The following is a 13,306-nucleotide window of genomic DNA, read 5'->3' on the forward strand; positions in this document are numbered from 1 at the left end:
CGCGGCATCCGTCACACCCCTGAGCGACCCCCGAGACCACCCCTGAGGGTCCGTCGCGTGGTGAGCCGTCACCAGCCGAGCCTCGCCCAGGACTTGTCCACCGAGGTACGCGGCGAGCTGCCGGGCCCTCACATACTGCTGCCGACCTGCGCCGCCGTCTTTCCGTCAGCGCGAATCGGCAGGGTGGGCGCCGCCCCGCCCGCGCCGGACGCTCCTCCGCGCCTCTGCGAACCGCCACGCCCCTGCCGGTACAGTCGCCGCGGCGCGTACCCGGGCGAATCGCGGTCCGCGCCCGCCGTGCCCCGATGTGCTCAATCCGCCGTCATCCAGGAGACGTTGTGGACCGAGGCAGAGCAAAACGGACACTCGTCCTGATCGTGACCCTGTCCGCCCTGACGGCGGGGACCCACTCCCCGGTCGCCGCCGCCGACACCGTCACCCACCCCCGCGTCCTCCTCCCCGTCACCCCCGCTCCCGGGCCCGGGACTTCCGTTCCCGCACCCGCACTCGCACCTCCGCCCGTCCCCGACACCGCCGCCGACGTCCGGCCCGCGAACCCCGCCGACGCCCTGCGCCCCGTCGCCCCGCCACCGGCGAGCAACCCGGCAGGCAACCCGGTGGGCGGTACGGGCCCCGACCCGGCCGCGATCACGGCGGCGACCGCCGAGGGGATCGAGACCGCCCGCGCCACCCGGCCCGTCGCCCCCGGCGCCACCCTCACCTCGTACGACCGGCTCGAAGCCGACAAGTGGCTCCGCGTCGACGCCCTCTCCGTCGACCTCGACGGCCGGGGCGTCGACGCCGACTACCTCTCCGGCACCACCGTCACCGGCCGCGACACCCTCACCCGGCTCGCCGCCGCCCACGACCCCGGGCCCGGACGGCGTACCGTCGCCGCGGTCAACGCCGATTTCTTCGACCTCAACGGGACCGGCGCCCCGCTCGGGCCCGGCATCCGCGACGGCGCGCCCACCCACTCGCCCGCCCCCGGCGCCCACCGGGCCGTCGGGATCGGCCCCGGCGGCGCGGGCCGCGTCCTCCGGCTGTACTTCGACGGCACCCTCACCCTGCCGTCCGGCCCCACCCCCCTGACCGCGTACAACGCGGCCGACGTACCACCCGGCGGCGTCGGCGCCTACACCCCGGCCTGGGGCGGCGCCGACCGCGCCCTGACCGTCGACTCCGCGGACCCCACGGCCGAGGCGCTCGTCCGCGACGGCCGCGTCGTCGCCGTCACCGACCGGCCCGGCGGCGGCCCGGTACCGGAGGGCGCCACCGTCCTCGTGGGCCGCGAGGCCGGCGCCGAACGGCTGCTGGCCCTGCGCCCCGGCGACCCCGTCGCCCTCGCCTACCGGCCCCGTACCGACGACGGCCCCGTACCCCGCACCGCCGTCGGCGGGCGCGAACTCCTCGTGGTCGACGGCGCCCCCGTCGACCACGAGGGCCGGCCCAACAACGCCCCCGCGCCCCGGACCGCCGTCGGCTTCTCCCGCGACGGCCGCACCATGCTGATCGTCACCGTCGACGGACGACAGGCCGACAGCGGCGGTGTCACCCTCACGGAGTTCGGCCGGACGCTGCGCGCCGCCGGAGCGCACAACGCCCTCAACCTCGACGGTGGCGGCTCCTCCACCCTCGCCGTCCGCGAACCCGGCGACGACGCTCTGAAAATCGCGAACAGCCCGTCCGACGGCTCCGAGCGGCCCGTACCCAACGGCCTGGCCCTCACCGCGCCCGACGGCAGCGGCCTCCTCCGCGGCTTCCGGGTCACCACCCGCACCACCCCGTACGACGCGCCCACCGCGTCGCCCGTCCGCGGCGGCCGCCCCGACCGGGTCTTCCCCGGACTCACCCGCCGCCTCACCGCCGCCGGATACGACGAGACCTACGGCCCCGCCGCCGGCACCCCCCACTGGCGCTCCACCGCGCCCGCCGTCGGTCGCGTCGACCACCGGGGCGTGTTCCGCGCGACGCGCCCCGGCACCGTCGCCGTACGCGCCGAGCACGGCCGGGCCCGCGGCGGCGTCACGCTCACCGTGCTGGGACCGCTCACCTCCGTCGAACCCACCACCCACCGCGTCTCCCTCCCCGGCGCGACGGCCACCGGCACCTTCGGGCTCGTCGGCCGGGACGCCGACGGCACCACCGCGCCCGTCGAACCCGCCGATGTCCGGCTCGACTACGACCGCGAGCGGTTCACCGTCACCGACGACGGTCACGGCTCCTTCACCGTCGCCGCGCTCCACGGTGCCGAGGGCGCCGCGGGACGTATCACCGCGACCGTCGCCGGGGCCACCACCGTGCTCGGTGTCGGCGTCGGACTCACCGAACAGGACACGGCGACCTTCGACGACGCCGACGCGTGGAGGTTCGGCCACGCCCGCGCCGGGGGCGCCGTCGCCGCCATCCCCGCCGGACATACCGGTACCGGCCTGGAGCTGAGCTACGACTTCACCCGCTCCACCGCCACCCGCGCCGTCTACGCCAACCCGCCCCGCGCCATTCCCGTACCCGGCAGGCCGCACTCCCTCACCCTCTGGATCGACGGCGACGGCCGGGGCGCCTGGCCCACCCTCCACCTCAAGGACGCGGCGGGCAGCGACCAGCTGCTGCGGGGCCCGTACATCACCTGGACCGGCTGGCGCCGGATCACCTTCGCCGTACCCCCCGGCGCGGCGACACCCCTGTCCGTACACCGCTTCTATCTCGCCGAGACCGCCGCGAACCGCCAGTACACCGGCCGGATCGCCGTCGACTCGCTGACGGCCCTCGTACCGCCGTCCGTCGATCTGCCACCACCGCCGCGCCGCGCGGATCCGCTCATCGGCACCGCGGCCCGCGCCGCGGGCCGGGACTGGCGGTTCGCGGTGATGTCCGACGCCCAGTTCGTCGCCCGCGACCCCGACAGCGCCATCGTCCGGCAGGCCCGCAGGACCCTGCGGGAGATCAGGGCCGAGCGGCCCGACTTCCTCGTGATCAACGGCGACCTCGTCGACGAGGGGGCACCCGAGGACCTCGCCTTCGCCCGGCGTGTGCTGACGGAGGAGCTGGGCACCGCCGTCCCCTGGTACTACGTACCGGGGAACCACGAGGTGATGGGCGGCCGGATCGACCACTTCACCGCCGAGTTCGGCGCGGCGAGCCGGGTCTTCGACCACCGCGGCACCCGGCTCGTCACCCTCGACACCTCCGTCCTGTCGCTGCGCGGCGGCGGCTTCGCCCAGATCGCCGGGGCGCGCGCCGCCCTCGACGACGCGGCCCGGGACCCCGCCGTCGGCTCGGTCCTGGTCATGGCCCATGTACCACCGCGCGATCCGACCCCGCAGCGCGGCAGCCAACTCGGGGACCGCAAGGAGGCGGCGCTGCTGGAGACCTGGCTCGCGGAGTTCCGCCGCACCACCGGGAAGGGCGCGGCCTTCATCGGCGCCCATGTCGGTGTCTTCCACGCCGACCGCGTCGACGGCGTGCCGTATCTGATCAACGGCAACTCCGGAAAGTCACCCGCGGGCCCGGCGGCGGACGGCGGCTTCACCGGCTGGTCCCTCGTCGGCGTCGACGAACCCGCGAACGAACCCGACGGCCTCGGTGCGACGAAGGCCGGATCCGGTACGTACCGGGGCGGCCCGGACCCGGAAGGCCGCGACTGGCTGACGGTACGGACCACGGCCCATACGGACGGCCTCGCCCTCACCGCCCCGGCGGCGCTCCCGGCCGGTACGTCGGCGACGGTCGCCGCCGAGGTCACCCAGGGCACTCGGGGTGTCCCCGCCGGGTATCCGGTGAGCACGGACTGGACCGCCTCCCGCAACGTCCGCGTCGACGCCCACGACGGATCCGGCCGGGACCACGGCCGCCCGGTGGCCGTCCTCAGCCCCGCGACGGGCCGCCTCACGGCCCTGCGGCCCGGCACGATCACGATCGCCGTGACGGTGTCGGGGCAGACCCGCCGCGCCACGATCGAGATCACCGCGCCCCGCCCCCGGGGCGCCCCGTCCTGAAACTCCCCCGCCGGGCCCGGCGGGGGAGCGGGGCCTGACCGGACCGCCCACGGGCCGGGACCGGGCCCGGTCACCCTCGCGATGCGGGGGGACGCGACTGCGGGCAGGGTGGGTCATGAGCGGGCGAGTGCGCCGGGGCGCAGCCGGGGCGCAGGGCACGGAGGAGGTGGTGCGGCGTGGGCGGTCCGCGCACGCCGAGGACCGTCGCCGCAGGCGGAACCGGAGACGGGGACAGGGACGGTGCCGACGTGGCGGTGGAGGGTGTCGGAGCCGACGGCACCGTTGAAGCCCTGCTCTCCCGCGCGCTCGCCGATCTGATGGAGAGCGTCCGCGCCCACTCCGGCGCCGTCCACCTCCTCTCCTCCGACGGCACGGTCCTGGAGATGGCGGTCAAGGCCGGACTGCCCCGGTCGTTCTCCGCACCCTGGGAGCGCGTCCCGCTCACCGCGCAGATGCCCCTCGCCGACGCCGTCCGCGAGGGCGTCGTGGTCTGGGTCTCCGGGGAGGAGGAGATGGCCCGCCGCTATCCGCGGATCGCCGTCGTCCTGCCGTACTCCTACTGTCTGGCCGCCCTGCCCGTCGCCGACGGGGACACCACCTACGGGGCCGTCTACCTCACCTGGCCCGGCTCCCATCCCGCGACCCTCTCCGCCCGGGAACGTACCGCCCTCGTCACCGCCGGTGAAGGGCTCGCCCGGCGGCTGCGGCAGGCGGTCGCCACCGGCGCCGTCGTCGCCGCGGGGGCGGAGCCCCACCTGGCCGCCCCGGCCTCTCCCGCGGACCGGGGCACCGGGGCCGAAGCCGTACGGATGGCCGCCCGGATCCCCGAAGGGCTCTGCTCCCTCGACGTCGAGGGCCGGGTCGTCTACGCGAACCCCGCCACCGCGCGCCTGCTCGGCGCCCCCGTCGCCCGGCTGACCGGACACCGCCTGTGGAACGCCCTGCCCTGGCTCGGCGACCCGGTGTACGAGGACCGCTACCGGGCGGCGATGCTCAGCCAGCAGCCCACCTCGTTCACCGTGCTCAAGCCGCCCAAGGAGTGGCTGCAGTTCCGGCTCCACCCGGGCCGCCGCGGCGTCAGCGTCCAGATCGCCCCGATCGGCTCCGCCGAGGTCCCCGCCGCCGATGACACGGCCCGGGCGCCCGAGAGACCCCCGGAACGGCGCGGCAGCCTGGTCTCCATCTCCCATATCCTCAGCCTCGCCGGGGCCCTCACCAAGGCCGTCGGCGTCGACGACGTCGTCGAGACCGTCGCCGACGAGATCATGCCGACCCTCGGCAGCGACGCGCTGGTCATGCTCGCGGCCGAGAACAACCGGCTGCGCGTCCTCGGACAGCGCGGCTACCCCGACCCCTCCGTCGTGGAGCGCTGGGACGGCACCCCGCTCACCGCGCAGATCCCCAGCTCCCAGATCCTCGCCACCGGCGTCCCGTCGTTCTTCGAGTCCCGGGCCGAGCTGGAACGGGTCTACCCGGCGCGCTTCGCCACCCCGGACGGCATGGCCGCCTGGGCGTATCTGCCGCTGATCGCCTCCGGGCGGCCCATCGGCACCTGCGTCCTCGGCTACGCCCGCGAGCACCGGTTCTCGCAGCACGAGCGCGCCGTCCTCACCAGCCTCGGCGGACTCGTCGCCCAGGCGCTGGAGCGCGCCAGACTGTACGACGTCAAACACCGGCTCGCCCAGGGACTCCAGTCCGCCCTGATGCCGCACTCCCTTCCCGTACTCGACGGCCTGCGGACCGCCGCCCGCTATCTGCCCGGGACCCACGGCATGGACATCGGCGGCGACTTCTACGACCTCATCCCCCTCGGCGGGCCGGTCGCCCCCCGCGCCGCCGCCGCCGTGATCGGCGACGTCCAGGGTCACAACGCCACCGCCGCCGGACTGATGGGCCAGGTCAGGACCGCCGTCCGGGCCTTTACGGCGGTCGGCCGGCCGCCTGGCGGGATCCTGGAGAGCACCAACCGGCTCCTCATCGACCTCGACGCCGAACTGCTGGCCAGCTGTGCCTACCTCCATCTCGACCTCCCCGGCCGCCGCGCCCTGCTGGCCCGGGCGGGGCACCCGCCGCCGCTGCTGCGGGAGCCCGACGGCCGGGTCCGGGCCCTGGAGGTGCCCGGCGGCCCGCTGCTCGGCGTCGACGCGCGGGCGGTCTACCCCGTCACCGAGGTACCGCTCGCCCCCGGGTCCCTCCTCGTCCTCTACACCGACGGCCTCGTCGAACGTCCCGGCGCCGACCTCGACGAAGGGCTCGCGGAGCTGGCCCGGCGGCTCTCCTCCGCCGGGGAAGCCCCGCCGGAGGAGGTCGCCGACACGCTGATGGAGATGGTGGGCCGCGACCAGCGGGGCGACGACACCGCCCTGCTGCTGCTCTGCCCGCAGGAGTGACCGCCCGCCCGCCGGGGCGGCGAAAGGAGCACAATCGAGGAAGAAGGGGAAGAAGAGGAGACCAGGAGACCAGCGGCGGCACCCGCCGCCCGGAGGCGATCATGGCCAGAACACCACGGTCCCGCACATCACGGTCCGGCACATCACGCTCCCGCGCACCGCGATCCCGTTACGCGCCGGACCAGGGACTCACCACCCGCATGGTGACCACGATGTTCCTGATCGGACTGTTGTACGTGGTCTTCGTGGGCGTCCTGCTCACCCTGCTGCGCGGCGCGTGGCCGGTGATCCTCGTGGTCGCCGGTGCCCTGTTCGTCGCCCAGTTCTGGTTCAGCGACCGGATCACGGCCTACGGCATGGGCGCCCGGGAGGTCACCCCGGAGGAGCAGCCCGTCCTGCACGGCGCCGTCGACCGGGTCTGCGCCCTCGCGGACATGCCGAAACCACGGGTCGCGATCGCCAGGAGCGACGTACCCAACGCCTTCGCCACCGGACGCAACGAGAAGACGGCCCTGGTCTGCGTCACCACCGGTCTTCTGAGGCGGCTGGAGCCCGAGGAACTGGAGGGCGTCCTCGCGCACGAGCTGTCGCACGTCGCCCACCGGGACGTCGCCGTGATGACGATCGCCTCGTTCCTGGGCGTACTCGCCGGTCTGATGACCCGGATCGGGCTCTACGGCGGACTGGGCCGCTCCGGTCAGAGCAACAGCAACGCGGCCGTGGTGATGGCGCTGATCCCGCTGGTCAGCGCGGCCGTGTACGCGATCAGCTTTCTGCTGACCCGGCTGCTCTCCCGCTACCGGGAGCTGTCCGCCGACCGGGCCGCCGCCCTGCTCACCGGCCGCCCCTCCGCACTCGCCTCCGCCCTCACCAAGGTCACCGGCGAGATGGCCCGGATCCCCACCGAGGACCTCCGCAAGGCGGAGCCCTACAACGCCTTCTGGTTCGCCCCCGCCTTCTCCTCCCGGGAGAGCCTGGGACGGCTGCTCTCCTCGCACCCGACGCTCGAACAGCGGCTGGAGCAGCTCGCCGCGATCAGCGCCCGGCTGGCCCGCCCGTGACACTCGCACCCGCCCCCTCCGGAGGGCCCGTGCCCGCCCCCTCCGGACGGCCGGCGCCCCCACCCGATCCGACGGAGGTACCCCCGTGGGACTCCTCGACGCCATCCTCGGCCGCAGCAGGCCCGTACCGCCCGACCTCGACCAGCTCTTCGCCGTCCCGTCCGCCGCGATCACCCTGACGGCCGCCACCGGACTGGTCCCCACCGGCACCGGCTCGGTCTGCTTCGCCGGGGTCGAGGGCGGCGCGTTCCGCCGCGTCCAGGAAGACGTACGAGATCTGATCGACGCCGGGACGGACACCGGAGCCGTCACCTACAGCCGTGACACATACGGCTATACGTGGCTCCTGCTGCGCCGCCCCGCCGACGACACCGTCTCCCTCGTGAACGATCTCCACGCGGTCAACACCCTTCTCGAAGAGGCCGGTTTCGGACCGCATCTCCTCTGCTCCCTCGTCGCCTTCCACGACCCGGGCCCCGATCCCGGACCCGACCCCGCCGGCGGACGCGCCCTCGCCGGCGGACGCGCCCTCGCCCTCGTCTACCTCTACAAACGCGGCACCTTCTACCCCTTCGCCCCCCTGCCGGGCGCGGGGGAGCGCCGCGACAACGCCCTGGAGATCGAGGTACGGGCGCTGCTCGCGGACGATCTGCGGACCGAACCCGAACTGAACCGCTGGTTCCCGGTGTGGGGCGCGCCCGGTCTCACCGGCTGACGCGCCCCGGACGCTCACACCAGGCCGAGACCGCCGTCCGGCGCCTCGGTGAAGAACCGCTCGACATCCGCGGCCGTGACCTCCGCCAGCCGCGCGGGCGACCAGCGCGGAGCACGGTCCTTGTCGACGACCTGCGCCCGGATCCCCTCCACCAGATCGGGCGTGGAGAACACGGCGCACGACACCCGGTACTCCTGCTCCAGCACCGGTTCCAGGGCGCCGAGCGGCCGGGCCCGCCGCAGCGCGGCCAGCGTCACCTTCAACGAGGTCGGCGACCGGGTGAGGATCGTCTCCGCCGCCTCCTTCGCGGCCGGGTCGCCGTGCGCCAGCAGCCGGTCGACGATCTCCTCCACCGTGTCGGCGGCGTAGCAGGAGTCGATCCACGCCCGGTGGTCCGCGAGGCCGCCCGCCGGGGCGTCGGCGGCGAACCGGGCCACGGTCTCCGCGACGTCGCCCCCGGCCAGCGCCGCCATGAGCGCGGACAACCGGTCCGACGGTACGAAGTGGTCGGCGAGGCCGCACAGCAGGGCGTCGGCCGCGCCGACCGGGAGGCCGGTGAGCGCGAGATGCGTCCCCGTCCCGCCGGGCGCCCGGGCCAGCAGATACGTACCGCCGACGTCCGGGACGAAGCCGATGCCCGTCTCCGGCATCGCCACCCTCGACCGCTCGGTGACGATCCGCACGGAACCATGTGCGGACACTCCCACCCCGCCGCCCATCACGATGCCGTCCATCACCGCCGCGAACGGCTTGCGGAAGCGGGCGATCCGGGCGTTGAGCCGGTACTCGTCGCGCCAGAAGGCGAAGGACTCCCGTCCGCCCGCGAGCGCGTCCGTCCGGATCGCCCGGATGTCGCCGCCCGCGCACAGCCCCCGCTCACCGGCGCCCGTGAGCACCACGACCGCCACCGACGGATCGGCATCGAAGCGGTCGAGCGCGGCGGCGAACTCCCGGACCATCGGACGGGTCAGCGCGTTGAGCGCCCCGGGCCGGTTCAGGGTGATGTACCCGGCGCGGCCCGCCACCCGGGTCAGCACGGCGGCGGAGCCGGTGTCGTCGTCGGCCATCCGGCGGTCTCCTCTCCTCGAATTCCCACGGGCGCCCGCGAACTCTCCCTCAGGCCCCCGGGCCCTCGCGAACGGATCTTGTCCGCCATCCTCACCCCCCGACCCGCCGTTACGTCAATACCCGCCCGTGCGGCCCCGGGCGTCCCGCCCCTTCCGCATTACTGCAACACGTTCTACGGTGTGCGCCGCGCCGGTACCGATCCGCCGACCGCGAGAGCCACTGGAGGAGGGGCCGTGCATCTGGACCACACGCCCGAGCAGCAGCGGTTGCGCACCGAACTGCGCGCCTACTTCGGCACCCTGACACCGCCCGCGGCGCGGGCCCGCCACACCGACCCGGCCGAACAGAAGCGCTTTTATCGCGAGACGATCCGCAGACTCGGCAGGGACGGCTGGCTCGGGGTCGGCTGGCCCGCCGAGTACGGCGGCCGGGGACTGACCGCCGGAGAGCGGTTCGTCTTCTTCGACGAGGCCGCGCAGGCGGGCGTCCCCCTGCCGCTGATGGCCCTCAACACCGTCGGACCGACCCTGATGCGGTACGGCACCGACGAACAGAAGGCCCACTTCCTCCCCCGGATCCTCTCCGGCGAGATCGACTTCGCCATCGGCTACAGCGAGCCGGACGCCGGGACCGATCTGGCCGCCCTGAAGACCCGGGCCGTCCGCGAGGGCGACGAGGAGACCGGGACGTACGTCGTCAACGGGCGGAAGATCTGGACCACCAACGGCGACACCGCCGACTGGGTGTGGCTCGCCGTCCGCACCGACCCCGGGGCGCCGCCGCACCGGGGCATCAGCCTGCTCCTGGTCCCCACCACGGACCCCGGCTACTCCTGTACCCGCATCACCACCATGGCGTCCCACGACACCACCGCCAGTTTCTACGACGACGTACGCGTTCCGGCCGCCCGTCGCGTGGGCCCCGAGAACGGGGGCTGGCGGCTGATCACCAATCAGCTCAACCATGAACGCGTCACCCTCGCCGCCCACGGCACGATGGCCGTCCGCGCCCTCCACGACGTACGGCGCTGGGCCGCCACCACCAAGCTCGCCGACGGCCGCCGGGTCGCCGACCTGGGCTGGGTCCGCGGCCGGCTGGCCCGTACCCATGCCCGGCTGGACGCGATGCGGCTCCTCAACTGGCGGATGGTGGCCGCCGTCGAGGACGGCGGCCTCACCCCTCAGGACGCGTCGGCGGTCAAGGTCTACGGCTCCGAGGCCCGCCGCGACGCCTACGCCTGGCTGATGGAGATCGTCGCCGCCGCCGGACCGCTGAAGGAGGGCTCCGCCGGCGCCGTCCTCCACGGCGAACTGGAGCGCGGCTACCGCTCCGCCGTCGTCTTCACCTTCGGCGGCGGGAACAACGAGATCCAGCGCGAGATCATCTCGTGGATCGGCCTGGGCATGCCCCGCGTCCGCCGCTGACCGCCGTGGCCGTGAACGGTCCGCGCCCGTCCGCCCGCCCGGCGATCCTGGGGGCGGGGGGACGGGCGGGTGCGCGGCCCGGGTCAGACGATGTCGATGACGGTGCGCAGGGCCTCACCGGTGTGCATCTGGCGGATCGCCTCGTTGACGTCCGTCAGCGGCACATGGTGCGTGATCATCGACTCCAGGTCGATACGGCCCGCGCGCCACAGGTCGAAGATCTTCGCGTAGGTGCGGCGGATGTCGTCGCCGCCGTAGAAGGAGGGCAGGACCTTCTTCTCGTTGAGGACCAGCTCCGCCATGCTGAGGTCGGTCATATCGGTACGCGAGCCCGCGCCGACGAGGCAGACCGTGCCGCCGAGGCGGGTCGCGTCGTACGCGGCGCGCAGGGTAACGGCCTTGCCGACGGCCTCGAAGGCGTAGTCGAAGCCGAAACCGCCGGTCACCCGCTCGGTCGCCTCGGCCAACTCCTCGGGCGCGATCGCCTCGGAGGCGCCGAACCTCAGCGCCAGCTCCCGGCGGTTCGCCGTGGGGTCCACCGCGATGATCCGGGCGGCGCCGGCGACCCTGGCGCCCTGCAGGATGCTGACGCCCACACCGCCGAGGCCGATCACGACGACCGACGAACCGGGCTCCACCCGGGCGGTGTTGAGGGCCGCGCCGATACCGGTGGTGATACCGCAGCCGACCAGGGCGGCGATCTCGTACGGAACGTCGTCGGGGATCGGGATCGCCGCGTACGCCGCGATGACCGTCTCCTCGGCGAACGTACCGGCGCCCAGCATGCCGGGCAGCACGGTCTCGCCGCTCCGGAAGTTCGGGTTGGCGATATTGCGGTAGCCGCTGCGGCACAGATGGCCGTCGCCCGCCCGGCAGGAGCGGCAGGTGTCGCACGGCGGCATCCAGCAGACGATGACCCGGTCACCGGGGGCGACATGGGTGACGCCTTCGCCGACCTCGACCACCTCCCCGGCACCCTCGTGGCCGGGGACGAAGGGCGCGGGGTGCGCCAGTACCCCGTTCATGGCCGACAGATCGGAGTGGCACAGTCCGGCCTTGTGCATCTTCACCCGGACCCGGCCGGGTCCGAACGAGACGGACTCGACATCCGTGACGTCCAGCGTCTCGTCGCCGGTCTGGTGCAGTATCGCTGCGCGCATGGTGGGAACTCCTTGATTCGGTCGGGGATCAGGCCCGCGTCGGCGCGGGAAGGTTGACGGACTTGTACTCGAAGTAGGCGGCCAGGCCCTCGGGGCCGAACTCCCGGCCGATACCGGAGTTCTTGTAGCCGCCGAAGGGGGCGGCCAGGTCGAGCCGGAAGCCGTTGACGGTGATCGTCCCGGTCCGTATCCGGCGGGCGACCGCGGTGGCGCGTTCGCCGTCGGCGCCGAAGACGGCCCCGGAGAGTCCGAAGTCGGAGTCGTTGGCGATCGCCACGGCCTCGTCCTCGTCCTCGTAGCGGATGAGGCAGACGACGGGGCCGAAGATCTCCTCACGGGCGATCCGCATATCGTTGGTGACATCGCCGAACAGAGTCGGCTCGACGTACCAGCCGGTGGTCAGGCCCTCGGGGACCCCGCCGCCGGTCAGGAGCTCGGCGCCCTCCTCCTGTCCGATGCGGATGTACGCGAGATTCCGCTCCCGCTGCTTCTCCGTCACCATTGGGCCGACCACGGTGGCGGGGTCGGCGGGGTCGCCGACCTTCAGCCGGGCGAACGCGGCGGTCAGCGCGGCGGCGACCTCGTCGTAGCGGGAGGCGGGCACCAGGACCCGGGTCAGGGCCACACACGCCTGGCCGCTGTTGGCGGCGCAGGTCCCGCCGACGATCGCGGGGACGGCGACGGCGAGATCCGCGTCGTCGAGGAGGACGGCGGCGGACTTGCCGCCCAGCTCCAGGGAGACCCGGGTCAGATTCACCGCCGCGGCGGCCATGATGGCCTTGCCCGCCTCGACGGAGCCGGTGAAGGCGATCTTGTCGATACCGGGGTGGGAGACCAGATGCGCGCCGGTCTCACGGCCGGCGGGCAGGACACTGAGCACGCCTTCGGGGAGTCCGGCGTCCGCGCACAGCTGGGCCAGCCACAGGGCGTCGAGCGGTGTCTCGGGGGACGGCTTGATGATGACCGTGCAGCCGGCGAGCAGCGCCGGAGCCAGCTTTCCCGCGATGGTCAGCTGCGGCACGTTCCAGGGAGTGACGGCGGCGACCACACCGACCGGTTCCCGGCGGACGAGTACCGGTCCGCCGGTGCCCTGACGCTCGTCCTCCTCGGTGAACCCCGCGGCGGCGGCGAGGGCCACCCCGAACGCGCCGACCGCCGAGAGCGCCTGCCCCCGGACGGAGAAGAGCATGGGGGAGCCGTTCTGGAGGGTGACCAGTTCGGCCAGCTCCTGGTGGCGGGCCGCGAGCGCGTCCTTGATCCGGGTCACGACCTCGATCCGCTCGGCGAGCGTCGTCCGGGGCCACGGGCCGTCGTCGAACGCCGCACGGGCGGCGGCGACGGCCTTGTCCACATCGGCGGGCGTGGCGTGGGGCACGCGTCCCACCACCTGTTCGGTGACCGGGGATACGACGTCGATGGTGTCGGAGCCCGCGGGCTCGACCCAGGTACCCCCGATGAAGAGCCGGTGGTACTCGACGATGTCCGTCATG

The 13,306-nt window shown here is 74.1% G+C and carries 8 protein-coding genes; 5 read left to right on the forward strand and 3 right to left on the reverse strand.

The genetic code is table 11. The annotated features are described in order from the left end of the window. Positions 1-338 precede the first annotated feature (338 nt). The 4 genes from ACFXG1_RS05345 to ACFXG1_RS05360 all read left to right on the forward strand — a co-directional run bounded on the left by ACFXG1_RS05345 (position 339) and on the right by ACFXG1_RS05360 (position 8,164). On the forward strand, positions 339-3,998 hold the full coding sequence (locus ACFXG1_RS05345) for a phosphodiester glycosidase family protein (protein WP_384741171.1): 3,660 nt from the start codon (positions 339-341) through the stop codon (positions 3,996-3,998). A 317-nt stretch (positions 3,999-4,315) separates the two neighbouring features. Next, positions 4,316-6,388 carry a SpoIIE family protein phosphatase gene (locus ACFXG1_RS05350; protein ID WP_384741301.1) on the forward strand — a complete coding sequence of 691 codons (2,073 nt, stop codon included), beginning with the start codon at positions 4,316-4,318 and terminating at the stop codon, positions 6,386-6,388. A 101-nt stretch (positions 6,389-6,489) separates the two neighbouring features. Further along, positions 6,490-7,449, forward strand: coding sequence for a zinc metalloprotease HtpX (htpX, locus tag ACFXG1_RS05355; protein ID WP_384722433.1), 960 nt, complete (start codon positions 6,490-6,492; stop codon positions 7,447-7,449). An 85-nt stretch (positions 7,450-7,534) separates the two neighbouring features. Next, the gene (locus ACFXG1_RS05360; protein ID WP_384722431.1) at positions 7,535-8,164 is read left to right on the forward strand and encodes a hypothetical protein; all 630 of its coding nucleotides are present in this window, start codon (positions 7,535-7,537) and stop codon (positions 8,162-8,164) included. A gap of 14 nt (positions 8,165-8,178) precedes the next feature. Here the strand turns inward: ACFXG1_RS05360 and ACFXG1_RS05365 are convergent, their stop codons facing one another. Continuing rightward, complete coding sequence (locus ACFXG1_RS05365; RefSeq protein ID WP_384741176.1) at positions 8,179-9,231, reverse strand: enoyl-CoA hydratase/isomerase family protein; 1,053 nt, start codon at positions 9,229-9,231, stop codon at positions 8,179-8,181. 234 nt (positions 9,232-9,465) lie between these two features. Here ACFXG1_RS05365 and ACFXG1_RS05370 point away from each other — a divergent pair, with 234 nt between their 5' ends. After that, positions 9,466-10,656: an acyl-CoA dehydrogenase family protein gene (locus tag ACFXG1_RS05370; protein ID WP_384741179.1), complete on the forward strand. Its 1,191-nt coding sequence runs from the start codon at positions 9,466-9,468 to the stop codon at positions 10,654-10,656. Between the two features lie 83 nt (positions 10,657-10,739). Here the strand turns inward: ACFXG1_RS05370 and ACFXG1_RS05375 are convergent, their stop codons facing one another. Together ACFXG1_RS05375 and ACFXG1_RS05380 are read right to left on the reverse strand one after the other, a co-directional pair. Next, positions 10,740-11,816: an alcohol dehydrogenase catalytic domain-containing protein gene (locus ACFXG1_RS05375; protein ID WP_384741182.1), complete on the reverse strand. Its 1,077-nt coding sequence runs from the start codon at positions 11,814-11,816 to the stop codon at positions 10,740-10,742. A 28-nt stretch (positions 11,817-11,844) separates the two neighbouring features. Beyond that, on the reverse strand, positions 11,845-13,305 hold the full coding sequence (locus ACFXG1_RS05380; protein WP_384715701.1) for an aldehyde dehydrogenase: 1,461 nt from the start codon (positions 13,303-13,305) through the stop codon (positions 11,845-11,847). Position 13,306: the final 1 nt, after the last annotated feature.

This window comes from Streptomyces sp. NPDC059248 (assembly GCF_042753905.1).
Taxonomy (GTDB): domain Bacteria; phylum Actinomycetota; class Actinomycetes; order Streptomycetales; family Streptomycetaceae; genus Streptomyces.

Bases quoted from the DNA above. Each gene is read 5' to 3' on its own strand.
- ACFXG1_RS05375 (WP_384741182.1), bottom strand. From the start codon at position 11,816: ATGCGCGCAGCGATACTGCACCAGACCGGCGACGAGACGCTGGACGTC.
- ACFXG1_RS05350 (WP_384741301.1), top strand. From the start codon at position 4,316: ATGGAGAGCGTCCGCGCCCACTCCGGCGCCGTCCACCTCCTCTCCTCC.
- ACFXG1_RS05365 (WP_384741176.1), bottom strand. From the start codon at position 9,231: ATGGCCGACGACGACACCGGCTCCGCCGCCGTGCTGACCCGGGTGGCG.
- ACFXG1_RS05380 (WP_384715701.1), bottom strand. From the start codon at position 13,305: ATGACGGACATCGTCGAGTACCACCGGCTCTTCATCGGGGGTACCTGG.
- htpX (WP_384722433.1), top strand. From the start codon at position 6,490: ATGGCCAGAACACCACGGTCCCGCACATCACGGTCCGGCACATCACGC.